The organism is Paraburkholderia ferrariae NBRC 106233 (assembly GCF_000685035.1).
Classification (GTDB): domain Bacteria; phylum Pseudomonadota; class Gammaproteobacteria; order Burkholderiales; family Burkholderiaceae; genus Paraburkholderia; species Paraburkholderia ferrariae.
This window is the reverse complement of record NZ_BAYB01000004.1, coordinates 23,356-41,000: the sequence shown is the minus strand read 5'-3', so window position 1 is coordinate 41,000 and position 17,645 is coordinate 23,356. Positions and strand designations below refer to the sequence as shown.

15 protein-coding genes are annotated in these 17,645 nt (G+C 66.5%); all 15 read right to left on the bottom strand.

Going from position 1 to position 17,645, the window contains the following annotated elements; translation table 11 throughout:
- Positions 1 to 68 precede the first annotated feature (68 nt).
- On the bottom strand, positions 69 to 1,955 hold the full coding sequence (locus tag BFE01S_RS03780; RefSeq protein WP_028224463.1) for a potassium transporter Kup: 1,887 nt from the start codon (positions 1,953 to 1,955) through the stop codon (positions 69 to 71).
- A 302-nt stretch (positions 1,956 to 2,257) separates the two neighbouring features.
- Positions 2,258 to 2,833, bottom strand: coding sequence for a phosphoribosyltransferase (locus tag BFE01S_RS03775; protein ID WP_028224462.1), 576 nt, complete (start codon positions 2,831 to 2,833; stop codon positions 2,258 to 2,260).
- Positions 2,834 to 2,860: 27 nt separating this feature from the next.
- A complete protein-coding gene (locus BFE01S_RS03770) occupies positions 2,861 to 4,207 on the bottom strand; it encodes an adenylosuccinate synthase (protein ID WP_028224461.1) in 1,347 nt (448 codons plus the stop codon).
- A 169-nt stretch (positions 4,208 to 4,376) separates the two neighbouring features.
- On the bottom strand, positions 4,377 to 5,528 hold the full coding sequence (locus BFE01S_RS03765; RefSeq protein WP_028224460.1) for an ATP phosphoribosyltransferase regulatory subunit: 1,152 nt from the start codon (positions 5,526 to 5,528) through the stop codon (positions 4,377 to 4,379).
- 108 nt (positions 5,529 to 5,636) lie between these two features.
- The gene (locus BFE01S_RS03760; RefSeq protein ID WP_028210024.1) at positions 5,637 to 5,828 is read right to left on the bottom strand and encodes a DUF2065 domain-containing protein; all 192 of its coding nucleotides are present in this window, start codon (positions 5,826 to 5,828) and stop codon (positions 5,637 to 5,639) included.
- Between the two features lie 42 nt (positions 5,829 to 5,870).
- Positions 5,871 to 6,773 carry a protease modulator HflC gene (hflC, locus tag BFE01S_RS03755; protein ID WP_028224459.1) on the bottom strand — a complete coding sequence of 301 codons (903 nt, stop codon included), beginning with the start codon at positions 6,771 to 6,773 and terminating at the stop codon, positions 5,871 to 5,873.
- A 12-nt stretch (positions 6,774 to 6,785) separates the two neighbouring features.
- Positions 6,786 to 8,249, bottom strand: a complete 1,464-nt coding sequence (hflK, locus tag BFE01S_RS03750) for an FtsH protease activity modulator HflK (RefSeq protein ID WP_028224458.1) — start codon at positions 8,247 to 8,249, stop codon at positions 6,786 to 6,788.
- Between the two features lie 120 nt (positions 8,250 to 8,369).
- Positions 8,370 to 9,542, bottom strand: coding sequence for a GTPase HflX (gene hflX, locus BFE01S_RS03745; RefSeq protein WP_028224457.1), 1,173 nt, complete (start codon positions 9,540 to 9,542; stop codon positions 8,370 to 8,372).
- A 73-nt stretch (positions 9,543 to 9,615) separates the two neighbouring features.
- Positions 9,616 to 9,852 (bottom strand): RNA chaperone Hfq, encoded by a 237-nt coding sequence (hfq, locus tag BFE01S_RS03740; protein WP_028224456.1) that lies wholly within the window; start codon positions 9,850 to 9,852, stop codon positions 9,616 to 9,618.
- A gap of 161 nt (positions 9,853 to 10,013) precedes the next feature.
- Entirely contained in the window at positions 10,014 to 11,351 is a 1,338-nt protein-coding gene (gene der / locus BFE01S_RS03735; RefSeq protein ID WP_028224455.1) for a ribosome biogenesis GTPase Der, read from the bottom strand.
- A gap of 354 nt (positions 11,352 to 11,705) precedes the next feature.
- Positions 11,706 to 12,854, bottom strand: coding sequence for an outer membrane protein assembly factor BamB (gene bamB, locus BFE01S_RS03730; RefSeq protein WP_028224454.1), 1,149 nt, complete (start codon positions 12,852 to 12,854; stop codon positions 11,706 to 11,708).
- Between the two features lie 61 nt (positions 12,855 to 12,915).
- Entirely contained in the window at positions 12,916 to 13,545 is a 630-nt protein-coding gene (locus BFE01S_RS03725) for a tetratricopeptide repeat protein (protein WP_028224453.1), read from the bottom strand.
- Positions 13,546 to 13,646: 101 nt separating this feature from the next.
- Positions 13,647 to 14,984: a histidine--tRNA ligase gene (gene hisS, locus BFE01S_RS03720; protein ID WP_028224452.1), complete on the bottom strand. Its 1,338-nt coding sequence runs from the start codon at positions 14,982 to 14,984 to the stop codon at positions 13,647 to 13,649.
- A 49-nt stretch (positions 14,985 to 15,033) separates the two neighbouring features.
- A complete protein-coding gene (gene ispG / locus BFE01S_RS03715; RefSeq protein ID WP_042337184.1) occupies positions 15,034 to 16,365 on the bottom strand; it encodes a flavodoxin-dependent (E)-4-hydroxy-3-methylbut-2-enyl-diphosphate synthase in 1,332 nt (443 codons plus the stop codon).
- A gap of 104 nt (positions 16,366 to 16,469) precedes the next feature.
- On the bottom strand, positions 16,470 to 17,630 hold the full coding sequence (locus tag BFE01S_RS03710; RefSeq protein WP_028224450.1) for a helix-turn-helix domain-containing protein: 1,161 nt from the start codon (positions 17,628 to 17,630) through the stop codon (positions 16,470 to 16,472).
- Positions 17,631 to 17,645 lie beyond the last annotated feature (15 nt).

Genomic DNA, 17,645 nt, shown 5'->3' with positions numbered 1-17,645 from the left:
CCGCAGACCCCAACAAAAAACGGCACCTCGGTGCCGTTTTTTGTTGCCTTGAAGAACAAAGCCCGCGTTCAGATTTCGATCTTCGTCCCCAGCTCCACCACGCGATTCGCAGGAATACTGAAGAAGTCGGTAGGCTTCGCCGCGTTCTGATGCATCCACGCGAACACGCGCTCGCGGAAGATCGACATGCCCGGCAACTGCGTCGGCACGACGGTCTCGCGCGCGATGAAGAAGGAGGTGTCCATCATCTCGAAGTTCGTGCCCTCCGCCTTGCCCACTTCCTGCAGCACGGCCTTCACGTCCGGCGTTTCGTTGAAGCCGTAGTCGGCCTTCACGAGATAGAGGCCCCCGCCGATGTCCTTCACGCTCAGGCGCTCCGCATCCGGCACATAGGGAATGTCGCGGATCACGAAGGTCAGGAAGATCGTGCGCTCGTGCAGCACCTTGTTGTGCTTGAGGTTGTGCAGGAGGCTCACCGGCACCATCGTGTCGCTGCCGGTCAGATAGATCGCCGTACCCGAGACGCGATGCGGCGGATGCGCGAGCAGCCCTTGCAGGAACGGCATGAGCGGGATGCCGTCGGCGGCCGTGCGCTCCTTCACGATCATGCGGCCCTTGTACCAGGTCATGAGCAGGAAGAACAGCAGCGCGCCGATGCCGAGCGGCAGCCAGCCGCCCTCTTCCACCTTGAGCAGGTTCGCGCCGAAGAAGCCGAGATCGACCGCGAGGAAGATGCCGATGATGAGCGCGACGAGCGCCTTGTTCCACTTCCAGATCTCGGTCATCACGACGCTCAGCAGCACCGTGGTGATCACCATGGTCGCGGTGACCGCGATGCCATAGGCCGCCGCGAGATTGTCCGAGCTCTTGAAGCCGACCACGATGCACAGGATGATGAAGAGCAGCAGCCAGTTCACCACCGGAACGTAGATCTGCCCGATCGCGAGGTCGGAGGTGTGCAGCACCTTCATGCGCGGCACATAGCCCAGCAGGATCGCCTGGCTCGTGAGCGAGTAGGCGCCCGAAATCACGGCCTGCGAAGCAATCACGGTGGCCACCGTCGACAGCACGACGAGCGGCAGGAGGGCCCAGTCGGGCGCGAGCAGGAAGAACGGGTTCTCGATTGCCTTGTGGTTCTGCATGAGCAGCGCGCCCTGGCCGAAGTAGTTCAGCACGAGCGACGGCATCACGAGCACGTACCACGCCACGCGAATCGGCCTGGCGCCGAAGTGGCCCATGTCGGCATAGAGCGCTTCGGCGCCGGTCAGCACGAGCACGACCGAGCCGAGCACCACATAGGCCTGCAGCATGTGCTCGCCCATGAAGCTCACCGCATAGTACGGATTGAGCGCGGCGATCACGCCCGGCGTCTGCACGATATGCGAGAGGCCCAGCACGCCGATGGTCACGAACCACAGCACCATGATCGGCCCGAACAGGCGGCCGACGAGCGCCGTGCCGTGGCGCTGGATCCAGAAGAGCGCGACGAGGATCACCATCGTGAGCGGCACGACGAGATGCGCGAGCTTGGGCGCCGCGATTTCGAGACCTTCGACGGCCGAAATCACCGAGATCGCGGGCGTGATGACCGCGTCCCCGTAGAACATGCAGGCGCCGAAGATGCCGAGGCCCGTGAGCACCAGCGCGGCGCGGCCCGAGCGCTTGAAGGTGCGCAGCGCCAGCGCCATCAGCGCGAGCACGCCGCCTTCGCCGTTGTTGTCGGCGCGCATCACGAACAGCACGTACTTGACGCTCACGACGATCATGATCGCCCAGAACAGCAGCGAAATGACGCCGAGGATGGAGGTATCGTTGAGCGGAATCCCGTGGTCCGGGCTGAACGCTTCCTTGAGCGAATAAAGCGGGCTGGTGCCGATATCGCCGAACACCACGCCGATCGCCGCAACGGCTAGAGACGGCATGGACTGCTTTGCCACGTGTGTGCTAGTTGTCATAGACGCGGAAATCCGTTTTCGAGGCGGCAAAAAAAGCGACCGCTATTCTAAACCGGGCACTCCACCGCGATGGGCACCCGTTGTGGCAGTGCCACGTCGTCCGTTCGGGCGAAGTGTAGCATCCACCCCTTGTCGCGTCTGCCCGCTTTTGTGCGCACTTGATCGCTCTTGACTGCGCTTGGCCGCCGCGCCCCGGACACGAAACCGTCACACAGGACATTCGCGCAAAAAAAAACGGAGCCTCGAGAGGCTCCGTTCTGCGTTCGTGGCGTTCGCGGCACGCGCTGTGCACCGCCGCGACGTTACGACTGCGGTCCGTTCGCACCCGCCTGCTGCAGGCCGCGCTTGATCCACGCACCCAGGTTGTGGGGGCGCACCGTGTCCCATTCCTCGAAAGGCTGGTGGATCCACGGATTGGTCGGCAGGTGCTGTACGAAGTAGTCGGGCTTCACCTTCGAGCAGCCCTTGTACCAGAGCACCGCCGAGCGCACGCCGGTCACGGCCGGATAGCGCTCCTTGAGGTGCTGCTGCACACGCGCGAGCGTGACGCCCGAATCGACCAGATCGTCCACGAGCAGCACGTTGCCCGAGAGTTCGCCGTGCGTCATCGTGATGTACTGGGCGATGTCGAGCTCGCCCTGCTCCGTGCCCGCCGCTTCGCGATACGAACTCGTCGCGAGAATCGCGAGCGGCAGGTCGTAGATGCGCGAGAGCTGGTCGCCCACGCGCAGGCCGCCGCGCGCGAGACACAGGATCTGGTCGAACTTCCAGCGCGACTCGTGGACGGCGAGCGCGAGGAGCTCGATCAACCGGTGATACTCATCCCAGCCGACCCACAGGTTCTTGTCGTCGTTGCGCGGGTCCATCATCTGAATCATTCTGCACTACCCCTCATTGACCTTCTTTCACACCTTGAACGGATGGCGCAGCAGGATCGTCTCGTCGCGATCCGGGCCCGTCGAGACCATGTCGATCGGCACGCCCGCCACTTCCTGCACGCGCGCGAGATAGGCCTGCGCGCTCTTCGGCAGCGCGTCCCATTGCGTGATGCCGATGGTGCTTTCCTTCCAGCCCGGGAACGTCTCGTAGACCGGCTCGCACGCAGCCACCTGCGACGAGCCGCGCGGCAGGATATCGACGTCCTTGCCGTCGACCTTGTAGCCCACGCAGAGCTTCACTTCTTCGAGGCCGTCGAGCACGTCGAGCTTCGTGATGCACAGGCCCGTCACGCCGTTGATCTGGATCGAGCGGCGCAGCGCGGCGGCATCGAGCCAGCCGGTGCGGCGCGGACGGCCCGTGACCGAACCGAATTCCTTGCCCACCTTCGCGAGCGTGAGGCCCACTTCTTCCTGGCGGTCCGCGTTGTCGGCGTCGTAGAGCTCGCTCGGGAATGGGCCCGAGCCCACGCGCGTGCAATACGCCTTGGTGATGCCGAGGATGTAGTTGAGCTGCTGCGGACCGACGCCCGCGCCGGCCGAGGCGGCACCCGCCACGCAGTTGCTCGACGTGACGAACGGATAGGTGCCGTGGTCGATGTCGAGCAGCGTGCCTTGCGCGCCTTCGAACAGCAGGTTGCCGCCCTGGCGGTTAGCGTCATAAAGACGACGCGAAACATCCGTTACCATCGGCTTCAGACGGTCGGCGTACGAGCGCATCGTGTCGAGCGTCTGCTGGAAGTCCACCGAGGGGGCGCCCAGGTACTGCGTGAGCACGAAGTTGTGATAGTCGAGGTTCTCGCGCAGGCGTTCGGCGAAGACTTCCGGCTCGAACAGGTCCTGCACGCGCAGGCCGCGGCGCGCCACCTTGTCTTCGTAGGCCGGGCCGATGCCGCGGCCGGTCGTGCCGATCTTCGCGGCGCCGCGTTTGGCTTCGCGCGCCTGGTCGATGGCGATGTGGTACGGCAGGATGAGGGTGGTGGCTTCGGAGATGAAGAGGCGCTTCTGGACGTCGATGCCCGCTTCTTCGAGCTCGCCGATTTCCTTGAAGAGTGCCTCGGGAGAGAGCACCACGCCGTTGCCGATGTAGCAGGCGGTGCCGGCGCGCATGATGCCCGACGGGATCAGCCGGAGAATGGTCTTCTTGCCGCCGATGATGAGTGTGTGGCCGGCGTTGTGACCGCCCTGGAAACGCACCACGCCTTGCGCGTGGTCCGTCAGCCAGTCGACGATCTTGCCCTTGCCTTCATCGCCCCATTGGGTGCCCACGACGACGACGTTGCGCCCCGGGGTTACATTCACTGCGCTGGCAGACATGGTGTTTCGTTAGCTGGTTAAAAACGTATTCTACCTGGGTTCGGGCGCACGCCTGCCTTTTTTTCCCGAAATAGCGGGAATTTTCCTTTGGACTCAAGGAACTGCGCGGTTGGCGCCGCCGCACGGGGAGGCGCTTGCGCGGCCCGCCGCGGGGCCGCTGCCGCCCCGTTCAGTCGCGGGTTTCGACGAGCCAGGCGCCGTTGCGCTCGACCAGCACGCGGTCGAACGCGAACTCGTCCATATCGTGCTCGTGGCCGGGCAGCGCCTGGATCACCACCTCCCCCGCGTCGCGCAGCGCAGCGACGGCGGTGCGCAGGGCTTCGTCGTGGCGCCACGGGGCGAGAATCGCACTGCTGCGCGCCTCGACGGGCGAAATACGGGCCACTTCGCGCAGGTCGAGCGAGAAGCCCGTTGCGGCGCGGGCGCGGCCATAGGCCTCGCCCACCTTGTCGTAGCGGCCGCCCCGCGCTACCGCGTTCGGCACGCCATCCACGTAGGCCGAGAACATCACGCCGCTGTGGTAGGCATAGCCGCCCAGATCGGCGAGATCGATCATCAGCTCCGCTCCGCCGATCTCGCCCACGAGGAACGCGAGGTCGTCGAGTGCGCGGGCGATGCCCGGCAGCGCCGGCAGGCGCGTGCGCGCTTCTTCCAGCACGCCAGCGTCGCCGTAGAGCGAGGGCAGTGCGCGCAGGGCGTCGCGCGTGAGCGGTGCGAGGTCCGCGGTCAGTTCGGCAAGGCGCGGCACGTCCTTGCCCGCGAGCGCCTCGTAGAGCGCGTCGCCGAGCGCGGCCGCGGCCGGATCGGCTTCGAACAGCGCCGCCAGCACGCCCGCGTGGCACAGGTCGAGGCGCACCTTGGCGAGACCCGCCAGGCGCAGCGCGTCGAGCATCAACTGCTGGATTTCGAGGTCGGCTTCGAGCCCCGCATGACCATAGATTTCTGCGCCGATCTGGATCTGCTCGCGCGTGGCGTGCAGGCCGCGCGGACGCGTATGCAGCACGTTGCCCGCATAGCAGAGGCGCGTCACGCCCTGGCGGTTCAGAAGGTGGGCGTCGATGCGCGCCACCTGCGGCGTCATGTCGGCACGCAGGCCGAGCGTGCGGCCCGAGATCTGATCGACGAGCTTGAACGTGCGCAGATTCAGGTCACGCCCGCTGCCCGTGAGCAGCGACTCGAGATACTCGAGCAGCGGCGGCATGACCATCTCGTAGCCGTACGCGCGAAAGCGGTCCAGCAGGCGCCGGCGCAGCTCTTCGATCTTGCGCGCCTCGGAAGGCAGCACGTCGGCAATATTCTCGGGAAGTAACCAGGTCGACATCGGTTGAGTCCTACCACTATGAAGGCGGCGCGCAGCGCGCGAAGGGCGCCCGCGCGGGCCGGGGAACCGGAACGCACGGCCAGGAGCGGCGCGTGCGTTCGTTTGCAATCAGGTTGCGAGCATCAGGAGCACGAGGCCGAGCCCCATCACGATCAGCCCGCCGATCCGGATGTGATGCGGCGGCCTTTCCGCGATTTTACGGAAGGTATCGCGCCATGCCGTCGGAAAGACGAATGGGAACATGCCCTCGATAATCAGCATCAGCGCGATCGCGAGCAACAGGGATCCAGCAATGTCCATGCTAAAGGAACGCGCCGCAAGCGGCGCGGCGTCTCGTTTTGTCTAGTGTTTGCGCGGGGCGGCCGGAGCCGGCGTGTTCTCGCCGCCGTTCGGGCCGCGCATGAAGCGGAAGAAGTCGCTCGACGAATCGACCACGATCACGTCGCCCGGCTTGAAGCTGTCGCGCAGCGCCTGCATGCTCTGATAGAACTGGTAGAACTGCGGGTCGTGCCCATAGGCTTGCGCGGCGATCGCCGCCGCCTTGCCGTCGCCCTCGCCCTTGATGCCCTGAGCTTCGGCGTAGGCCTGCGCAACGGCGTCCTGCTGCTTGCGCTGCGCGTCGTCCTTGATCTGCTGCGCTTCGGCCGCGCCCTGGGCCCGCTCGTCGGCGGCCATCTGCTCGCGGGCGGCGCTCATGCGCTTGTAGACCGCGTCGGCGAGTTCCGGCGGGTAGTCCACACGCGTGAGCTCGATGTCGATCACGTCGATGCCAAGCGGTGCCGCCGCAGTGCGCAGCGCGTCGCGCGCGTCGTTGGCGATGGCTTCCTGCTGCGCGAGCGCGGCGCTCAGTGCGACCTTCGAAAATGCGTCCGCCAGCGCGTCGCGCGAGAGCGATGCAAGACGGTCGGCAAGCGTCTGCGGGTCGCCCTTCGTCGCGGCGAAGAACTTGAGCGGGTCGGCAATGCGATAGCGGATCACCGGGTTCACAAGCAGTTCCGTTTTGTCCGCGGTCGTGTAGCGGTCGGCGTCGGGGGCGTCGAACGCCTCCACGCGCGTATCGATGAACGTCGCGGTCTGGAACGGCGGCGGCAGCTTCACGTGCATGCCGGGGCCCGCGAGCGTGGCCGAGCTGCCGCCCGAGGACGAAATGACGGCCACGTGGCGCGGATCGACGACGAACACCGACGACGATGCGACCAGCACGGCCACGACAACCACAACGACGAGCGCAATGATTCGGTTCATGAGAGCGCTCCGTTATTGCACGTCGTCTTCGCGGCCGCGGCTGCGGAACGCGTCGCGCGAGCGGAATGCATCGCTCGCGGCGGCAGCGGCATCGCTGGCCGTGGGTGCGGGAGCGGCGCCGGACTGGGCACCTTGCTGCGTGCCCTGCTGTGCACCTTGCTGTGCACCTTGTTGATCGCCCTGCTGCAGCGTGTCGCCCGAGGCCGGCGCGGCGGCCGACGAGGTATCGGGCGTCGCTACGCCGGGCGTCGCCACACCCGGCGCAACTGCGGCAGACGCGCCCGATGCCGCCGCAGCGGCCGCGGCGCGCTGGCGCGTAGCATCGACGAGCTTGTCGAGCGGCAGATAGATCACGTTGTTGCCGGACTTGCTGTCGACGAACACCTTCGTCGTATTCGAGTAGATGTGCTGCATGGTTTCCAGATACATGCGCTCGCGAATCACGGCCGGCGCCTTCGCGTATTGCTCATAGACTTGCATGAAGCGCTCGGCGTTGCCTTGCGCCTCGTCCACCACGCGCTCGCTGTAGACCTTCGCATCGTCGATCAGGCGTGCGCCGTCGGCCTGCGTGCGCGGCAGCAATTGATCGGCCCAGGCCTGCGCGTCGCGCGTCGCGCGCTCGCGGTCCTGATGCGCCTTGGCGGCGTCGTCGAAGGCGGCCTGCACCTGGTCGGGCGCCTGCACGCTCTGGATCGTCACGCCGGTCACGGCGAGGCCCGTCTTGCAGGCGTCGAGCGAATGCTGGATCGTGTCGGCCAGTTGCGCGCGGATCGGCTCGCGGTCCGCGTAGAGCAGATCGTTCGTGCTGCGTGCGCCGACCACCGTGCGCACCGCCGCCTGGGCGGCCTGCGTGACGGCGAGGTCGGGATCGACGCTCTGGAACAGGTAGTCGGTCGGCTGCTTCACCTGGTACTGCACCGTGAAGCGCACGTCGAGAATGTCGCCGTCGTGCGTGATGACGGACGCGTCCTTGACGTTGGCCGGACGCACGAGATTGTTGCGGCCGATCTCGACCGAACGGATCTGGCCGATGTTCACCACTTCGTGGGTCTGGAGCGGATACGGGAAGCGCCAGTGCACGCCCTGGCCGACGGTGTAGCGATACTGGCCGAACTGCAGCACGACGCCGGCCTGCCCTTCCTGGATGACGTAGACGCCGCTGCCCACGTAGATCGCGATCAGCACGCCGATCACGATGCCGACGCCGATGCGGGCGCTATTGCCGTTGTCGGGACGCGAACCGGGATTGCCCGGCCCCTTGCCCTTGCCTTTGCGGCCGAAGAACGTGGAGAGACGGCGATTGAAGTCGCGCCACATCTCGTCGAGGTCGGGCGGACCGTCGTTGTCGCTGCCCTTGCCCGGGGGACGGCGCGAGTCGTCCGGGCGCTCGCCGTCGCCACGGCCCCAGCGCGGGTCGTTCAACGAGAAAATGGCGCGCGCGCGCTGCCAGCCAGACCGCTTGTTGTAATCGTTCACCTGAGTTCGTTCACCAGAGTAGACAGCGGGTCAATGCGTGCGGCTTTCGCCGGCCCCCGGCACTGCGCCCGAACCGGGGCCGGCGTGGCCGCACGGATCGAATGGCGCCGGGGCGCGGCGTCAGTGGCCGTGTTCCGGCTCCCTGCGAGGTTCGTGGGGCACCGCGTTCCAGTCGGCGGCGGCAAGCGGCTGCGACACGTCGGCGATCGGCTCGGCAGTCGCAATTTCGGCGATGGCGGCGCGCAGCGCATCCAGTCCGACGCCCGTGCGCGCGCTCAAAAAGACGCGCGAAATATTACCATACTCGTCCCGCTCGACCGTGCCGCCGCGGGCCGCCAGTTCGGGCACCGCATCGATCTTGTTGAACACCAGCACCTGGCGGATCGTGTCCGCGCCGATGTCGTGCAGGACTCCGTTCACCTGGTCGATCTGGTCGAGACGCACGGCGCTCGACGCATCGACCACGTGCAGCAGCAAATCGGCCTGCACGGTTTCTTCGAGCGTCGCGCGAAACGCGGCGACGAGCTGGTGAGGCAGCTCGCGGATGAACCCCACCGTATCGGACAGCACGATCTGCCCGACGTCGCCGCCCAGCCAGACGCGCCGCGACGTGGTGTCGAGCGTGGCGAACAGCTGGTCGGCGGCATAGGCCTGGGCCTTCGTGAGCGCGTTGAAGAGCGTGGATTTGCCCGCGTTCGTATAGCCCACGAGCGAGACCGACAGGGTCTGGTTGCGCTGGCGCTGGCGGCGCTGCGTGCCGTGCTGGCGGCGCAGTTTCGCGAGGCGTCCCTGCAGCATCTTGATGCGATCGCCGAGCAGCCGGCGGTCGGTTTCGAGCTGCGTTTCGCCGGGGCCGCGCAGGCCGATACCGCCTTTCTGGCGCTCGAGGTGGGTCCACGCGCGCACGAGGCGCGTAGCGAGGTATTGCAGTTGCGCGAGCTCCACCTGCAGCTTGCCTTCATGGCTGCGGGCGCGCTGCGCGAAGATGTCGAGAATCAGGCTGGTGCGGTCCACCACGCGGCGATTGAGCACGCGCTCCAGATTGCGCTGCTGGCCGGGCGACAAAGCGTGATTGAAGATGACGATTTCGACGTCGTGGGATTCGCAGGCAAGGCGCAGCTCTTCGGCCTTGCCGCTGCCGATGAACATGGCGGCGTCCGGGCTCGAACGTCGGCCGGTGAGCGTGACGGCGGGATGAGCGCCCGCACTCTGTGCGAGCAGGCTGAGTTCTTCGAGGCTGGCTTCGAAATCGGTCTTGCCGAAGTCGATGCCGACAAGTGCGGCGTTGGTCAAATTAGCGGATGTCAAAATGGAAACGGCCGGTCCGGTTCGCCTTTGCGGCGCCCCGGACCGGCCGCACCGTGGGTCAGGACGTTTCCGAATCCGGGTGGAAATTCACCGGACGGGCGGGGACGACCGTGGAAATGGCGTGCTTGTAAACCATCTGCGTAACCGTATTACGGAGCAACACGACGTACTGGTCGAACGATTCAATGTTCCCTTGAAGCTTGATGCCGTTGACCAGGTAGATCGAAACAGGCACGTGCTCCTTGCGCAGCGCGTTCAAAAACGGGTCTTGTAACAGTTGCCCTTTGTTGCTCATAGCAAACTCCGTATTTTTTTGCAGGTTTAACTTGGATTGCTGCCGAAGAAAAAGAAATCCGGCACCAATCGCTACACTATAGCCGATTCTCGTTCACAGGCGCTGATCCGGACCGCCCCGCCAGGACTGGCGGCGCGGCCGTGTGCGCCAGCGAACACTGCTCAGCTTTTCTCGGTGTAGGGGTTCGTCGAAGAACGAAACTCTATGCGCAATGGAGTCCCGGTCAGCGAGAAAGTTTCCCGGAAACGGTTCTCCAGATAGCGCTTGTAGGTCTCCGTCACGGCGTCGAGCGCATTGCCGTGAATGACGATGATCGGGGGGTTCTGTCCCCCCTGGTGCGCATAGCGCAGCTTCGGGCGCACCGGGCCGCGGCGGCGCGGCTGCTGGAACTCGACGGCTTCGATCAGCGCGCGCGTGAGCTTCGGCGTGGGCAGCTTCGCCATGGCGGCGGCATAGGCCGCGTCCACCGAGCGCATCAAGGCGCCGATGCCGAATTTTTCGGTTGCCGAAATGAAGTGGAACTTCGCGAAGTCGAGGAACTTGAGCTTGCGCAGCAGGTGATGCTTGATCTGCTCGCGCGCGTGCTCGTCGAGACCGTCCCACTTGTTCACGGCGACCACGAGTGCCCGGCCCTGCTCCACCACGAAGCCCGCGATGTGCGCGTCCTGGTCGGAGATCTCCTGGTGCGCGTCGAGCATCAGGATCACGACGTTCGCATCGGAAATCGACTGCAGCGTCTTCACCACCGAAAACTTCTCGACGGCCTCGAACACCTTGCCGCGGCGGCGCAAGCCCGCCGTGTCGATGAGCGTGTACTTCTTGCCGCCGCGCTCGAAGTCGATGTAGATCGAGTCGCGCGTCGTGCCGGGCATGTCGAACGCGATCACGCGGTCTTCGCCGAGCAGCGTGTTCACGAGCGTCGACTTGCCCACGTTCGGGCGCCCCACGATCGCAATCTTGATGCCGTGCTTTTCGGCATCCTCTTCACTTTCTTCGGGCTGCTCGGCGTAGGCCAGGTCGAGCGCCTCGTTGATCATCTCGGTTACGCCGTCGCCGTGCGCGGCCGAAATGGCGCGCGGGTCGCCGAGACCCAGCTCGTAGAAGTCGGCCGCCACGGACGTGTACTTCATGCCCTCGGCCTTGTTCAACACGAGGAAGATCGGCCGGCCGGTCTTGCGCAGGTAGTCGGCAATATGCTTGTCCTGCGGCGCGAGGCCATTGCGGCCATCGCAGATGAACACGACGATGTCGGCTTCCTCCACCGCCTGGCGGGTCTGACGCGCCATCTCGTGCAGGATGCCGTCCTTCGCGACCGGCTCGAACCCGCCCGTATCGACGACGAGGTACGGCCGGTCGCCCGTGCGTCCCTCGCCGTAGTGGCGGTCGCGCGTGAGGCCCGGCAGGTCGGCCACCAGCGCATCGCGCGAGCGCGTGAGCCGGTTGAACAGCGTGGATTTCCCCACATTGGGGCGCCCGACGAGGGCGATGACGGGTTTCATCTGATCTTTTCTACGGTAAGGCGCGGCGCCGGAACTCCGGCGCGCTGCGCGGCAACGGCCTGCGCCTGCGGAGGCTGCATCAGTTGCAAATTAGCACGAAATATCACGAAACGGACACGTCGCCGAACCGGCGTGCGGCCCCCACGGCCACCGCCCGCGGGGTACAGGGCTGCCCGCGGCAGCGGGGTCCATCGCGATTGCGTCCGTTCAGAACGCATGCGGCCGGCGCAAGCCGGCCCAGGGAAGGCATCGCACGGCGCCAGCCGCGGCCCTTGGGGGAGAGGTTCGAAAAGCCGCTCGAAAACGGCTGCGGCGCAGCCACCGGGCGGGGCCCGGGGTGCGTCGAACGTCGCTTTACTGCTGCGGACGCAGACCGAACAGGTCGCCGTCCTTCGTCTGCACGACGAGCGTATTGCCGGCCAGCACCGGCGCCGCGACGATCGGGCTGCCGTCGGTCTTCACGCGCGAGACGAAGCTGCCGTCGTCGAGCGAGAGGAAGTGCACGTAGCCCTGATAGTCGCCCATCACGACTGCGTGGCCCAGCAGCACCGGCACGCTGAGGTCGCGGTTCTTGAGCTTGTCGGAACTCCACGTCTGGGCGCCGTTGGCCACGCTGTACGCGTGCACGACCGACCAGTCGTCGGCGCCCACCACCGTGGTGTCGTCCTGGGCGATGCCGCTCACGCTCGAGAACGGCTTTTCCCACACCGCACGGCCCGAGTTCGCGTCGAAGCAGCCCAGCTGGCCCTGGAACGTGACCGCGCAGGTGGTGGCGCCCACCAGCGTGGGCGGACCGCTCACGTCGTTAATGCGCTCGACCTCGGTCACGCCCTTCGGATAAGAGACCGGCGTTTCCCAGAAGGCATCGCCCGTCTGCAGGTTGATCGCCGCGAAGCCGCCGCCCGGGAAGCCCGCGAGCACGGCCTGGTCGCCGGCGAACGTCATGCCGGCGGACACGCGCAGGTTGAGCGGCACGGCGCGGTTGCGATAGAGCCACTTCTGCTCGGCCGTCTGCGCGTTGAACGCGACGATCTGGCCGTCGATCGTGCGCACGATCACGAGACCGTTGCCGACGAGCGGCGGCGAGATGATCTCGCCCGGCGCCGTGGCCTGCCACAGCAGCTTGCCGTTGTTGTCGAGCACGTAGACCTGGCCCTTCAGGCCGCCGACGGCCGTGAGGTTGCCGTCGCTGCCGACGCCGGCCGAGAGGTCGTCCTTGAGCTTGACCTTCCAGATTTCCTTGCCGGTCTGCGCGTCGAACTTGCCGACCGAGCCGTTCTCGCCTGCCGCATAGACGGCGTCGCCGACGGCAACCGGCGAGAACAGGTAACGGCCGGCCTTGCCGACGCTCGCCTTCCATACCTGCTGGACGTTGAGCACCGGCTTGAACTCGGTGAGCGGCACCGGCGTGCGGCGCTCGTCGTTGTGCGACGAGCAGGCCGCGAGCGCAAGGAGAGTCATCGCACAGGCGGCGGGCACAACGTATCGTTTCAGCAGATTCATCGGTGAGCGAAGCATGAATGAATGGGATTGATGGGAAAGCACCCGGGCGTTCGAAGGCGCCTTAGCCGCCCAGCGCGTCCAGCTTGAACTGGATCAGTTGGCGTTCGGAGGCGTCGCTCTTCGGCAGGCTGTCGAGCGCGAGCTGATAGGCCGCACGTGCGTCGTCGCGCTTGCCGGCTGCCGCGAGCAGGTCGCCGCGGCCGTCGGCCACGACGCCCTTGAACGGGCCCGAATCCGGCTGCGGAATCAGCGCGAGACCCTGATCGTAGGCCTTTTCGTCAAGCAGCAGCGAAGCGAGGCGCAGCTTCGCGATCTGGCGGAATTCGTCGTCCTTCGCATGGTCGGCGGCCCATTGAAGCTGCGCCTTCGCACCCGCTTCGTCGCCGTTCATGTAGAGCGCCTTGGCTACGGCGAGCGCCGTCATCTGCGCGTAGGCCGTGCCGCCGAAGCGGTCTTCCATGTCGGTGGCGATGCGCGTGAGCAGCGCCTTGTCGCTGCCGTTCGCGGCCTGCTGCACCTGGTCGTACAGCACGGACGCTTCGGCCGCCTGGTGGCGCTGCCAGTAGTTCCAGCCGTTCCACGCCGCGAGGGCGAGCAAGGCGATCAGCACGATCCACGTCGAGACATTGCCCCACTGCGCCCACCATGCCTTGAAGCTCTCGATCGATTCCTGTTCGTCGTGGTAACTCATCGCGAAGCGATTCCTTGTTCTTTATCTAGCCTGTCGGCAGGCGCGCGGACGGCCGATTGTGCCGGAACGCGCCGCCCAGATTGTCAAAACGGCCGCGACCCTTAGTCGTCGCCGTCTTCGGCGGATGCAACCATCGCATTGATCAGATATTCGGTCAAGTCCTCGAACGCGACCGTCTGCTGCTCGTTGCGCGCGTCGGCAGCCACGCCGCGCAGGGGCTTCACGCCCGCCACGCCCTGCGCCACCTCGTCCTCGCCGAGCACCACGGCAAACGCCGCGCCGCTTGCGTCGGCTCGCTTCATCTGCGACTTGAAGCTCGCCGTCTGGCCGTCGGCGCTGCAATGCAGGATCACGTCGAGACCCGTGTCGCGCAGCCGCTCGGCCACGATGAAGGCCTGGTCGCGCGCGGCATCGCCCTGGTGGACAACGTAGACGTCGCAACCTTCGGTCTCCGGAACGAGGTCTTCTTCCTTGAGCAGTTCGAGAATGCGCTCGATGCCCATGGCCCAGCCGCAGGCGGCCGTCGGCTTGCCGCCCAGCTGCTCGATCAGCGGATCGTAGCGGCCGCCCGCGGCAACCGTGCCTTGCGCGCCGAGCTTGTCGGTGACCCACTCGAACACGGTCAGATTGTAGTAATCGAGACCGCGCACGAGACGCGGATTGATCGTGAACGGAATGTTGTTCGACTTGAGGATGCGTTGCAGCCCCTCGAAGTGCGCGCGCGATCCGGCGCCGAGGAAGTCGATCAGCTTCGGCGCGTTGTTCGCGATTTCCTGCAGCGCGGGGTTCTTCGTGTCGAGCACGCGCAGCGGATTCGTATAGAGGCGGCGCTTGCCGTCTTCATCGAGCGCGTCCACGTGCTGCTCGAGATACTTGATCAGTTCCACGCGATGCGCGGCGCGCTCTTCGGCCACGCCCAGCGTGTTGATTTCGAGCTTGATGCCAGTCAGGCCGAGGTCGTCCCACAGGCGCTGGCACATCAGGATGATTTCCGCGTCCGCATCCGGACCCGCGAAGCCGAGCGCTTCCACGCCCACCTGATGGAACTGGCGATAGCGGCCGCGCTGCGGACGCTCGTGACGGAACATCGGGCCGATGTACCACAGGCGCTTCGGGCCGTCGTACAGCATGTTGTGCTCGATCGACGCGCGCACGGCCGCGGCGGTGCCTTCGGGGCGCAGCGTGAGGTTTTCGCCGTTGAGCGCGTCGGTGAAGCTGTACATCTCCTTCTCGACGATGTCGGTCACCTCGCCGATGCCGCGCGTGAAGAGCTGCGTGTGCTCGACGATCGGCGTGCGGATATTCTGGTATCCGTACGAACGCAGCATCGACTTCACGGTGGTTTCGAAGAAGTCCCACAGCCCCGCGTCCTGCGGCAGGATGTCGTTCATGCCCTTCACGCCGGTGAGCTTTTCGGGCTTTCTTTTCTGTTCAGTCATCTGGTTGCGGTAGACGATGTTCGGTTGTGCGTACGGTGCGGCGCGCGGATCAATCGGCCACTGCGACCGGGGCGGCAGCCTTGCCGTACTTGCGGGCGACGTAGTCGCTCACGATCTGCTGGAAGTCCTGGGCGATATGCTCGCCGCGCAGCGTCTTGACCTTCTCGCCGTCGATGAAGACCGGCGCGGCCGGGTTCTCGCCCGAGCCCGGCAGGCTGATGCCGATGTTCGCGTGCTTCGATTCGCCGGGGCCGTTCACGATGCAGCCCATCACGGCCACGTTCATCGTCTCGACGCCCGGATACTCTTCGCGCCACAGGGGCATCTGCGCGCGCAGATAGTTCTGGATCTGCGAGGCGAGTTCCTGGAACAGCGTGCTGGTGGTCCGGCCGCAGCCCGGGCACGCGATGACCATCGGCGTGAACGAGCGCAGGCCCATCGTTTGCAGGATTTCCTGGCCGACCACCACTTCGCCCGTGCGCGAAGCGCCCGGCTCCGGCGTGAGCGAAATGCGGATCGTGTCGCCGATACCCTGTTGCAGCAGCACCGAAAGCGCCGCCGTCGAAGCGACGATGCCCTTCGAGCCCATGCCCGCCTCGGTCAGCCCGAGGTGCAGTGCGAAGTCGCAGCGCTTCGCGAGTTCCTGATAGACGGCGATCAGATCCTGCACGCCGCTCACCTTGCACGACAGGATGATCTTGTCGCGGCCGAGGCCGAGTTCGACGGCGCGCTCGGCCGAGCCGATCGCCGACTGGATGAGCGCTTCGTACATCACGCTCTGCGCTTCCCACGGCTCGCTGCGGGCGCCGTTCTCGTCCATCATCCTGGCGAGCAGGTCCTGGTCGAGGCTGCCCCAGTTCACGCCGATGCGCACCGGCTTGTCGTACCGGGCGGCCGCTTCGATCATCTGCGCGAACTGGGTGTCGCGCTTCGCGCCCTGCCCCACGTTGCCCGGGTTGATGCGGTACTTCGAGAGCGATTCGGCGCAGCCCGGATAGTCGCGCAGCAGCAGGTGGCCGTTGTAGTGGAAGTCGCCGACGAGCGGCACGGCCACGCCCATGCGGTCGAGCTGCTCGCGGATCGCGGGAACCGCGGCGGCCGCTTCGGGCGTGTTGACCGTGATGCGGACGAGCTCGGAGCCCGCCTGCGCGAGTTCCTTGATCTGGATGGCGGTGCCGATCGCGTCTGCGGTGTCGGTGTTCGTCATCGACTGCACGCGCACGGGCGCATCGCCGCCGATCGTGACGAGATTGCCGCCCCAGCGCACATGCACGCCATGCGACTTGCGGCGCGGCGCGTGGCCGCCGAGGACCGGTTCGTTCGAACAGATCTGGCTGATGCGGGACGAAGATTGCTGGTCGGTTTGCATCGGGAAACCCATTTACGCCTCACGCGCGCCGCGGCCTGACTGCGCCTTGCATGCCGCGCGAATTGAAAAAGCGCCGCGGCCGGTCAATTCCGGCCGCGACGCATGCCATGTCCTGATCAGGGCAGCACGAAGCGCGCAACGTTGCCACGCGCCGACGCGTATTTCGACGCGTCCACCGGCTGGCCGTCGATCGTCATCGACGCGATGCCGGCCTTGTTGCCCACGGTAATCTTCAACGGCTCCGTGCCGGCGATCTCACGCGCGTCGCTGCCGTGGATCAGGCCGGAGAACACTTCCTTGCCGTCCTTCTGGCGCACGCTGACCCAGGTGTCCTGCGTCACGCGGATCGCGAAGGTCGAGGTATCGCCGCCGGCCGCCGCCGCGCCGCTTGCGCCCTGGGACGCCGAAGCTGGCTGCGCCGTCGTCGCCACGGCCGGTGCGCTTGCTGCGGTTGCCACGTTGGCCTGCGCGGGGCCGCTGGCCGCCGCAGCGTTTGTCGCAGCGTTTGCCGGCGCGTTTTGCACGTTCTGCGCGGCCTGCGGCGCACTGCCCGCGGCAGCCGGCGCCACGTCGGACGGCGCGTTGGTCTCGGTGCCGGAAGCGACACCGGCCGCGGCGTCGCTTGCCTGCGCCGCTGCTGCCTGGTCGCCCTGTGCCGCCGAGGCGTTGTCGGCCCCCGCGGTCTGCCCCTCTGTCACGGTAGCCGACGAGGCGCCGGCTTGCGCACCCGCGCCGTTGGCCATCGACTTGAGCCGCGCGAACCACGCCGACGACTCGCCGCTATTCGTATGCCACATGCCCAGCGCGATCACCGCGACGATCACGGCCGCCAAGCCCCACAGCCACGAACGGCGGCGCGGCGCGCCGCTGCCGCCCAGCGTGAGCGAAACGCGGCCGCGCGGCAGGTCGGCGCCGGCCGAAGCGGGCATCGACAGATCCGGCTGCGGCACGCCGCGCTCCTGACGCAGGGCCTGCGTGAACGGGGCCGGATCGGCGCCGAGCATCTTCGCGTAGCTGCGCACCACGCCGAGCGCGAACGTCGTATCCGGCAGGTGGGACAGATCTCCCGCCTCGAGCGCCCGCAGCTTCTGCACGGAGACTTTCAGCCGCGCCGAGACATCCTCGACCGACCACCCTTTCGCCTCGCGCAACTGCGCGAGGCGCGCACCTGCCGCGGCCACCGTGTCGGGCACGGGCTGCACCGACGACGGTGCGCCGCCGGGCGCCGGCCGGCCTGCGTTGGTGTCTGTCCCGAAAGGGTGCTGCGGCTCGCTCATCCCTAAATCCTTGCG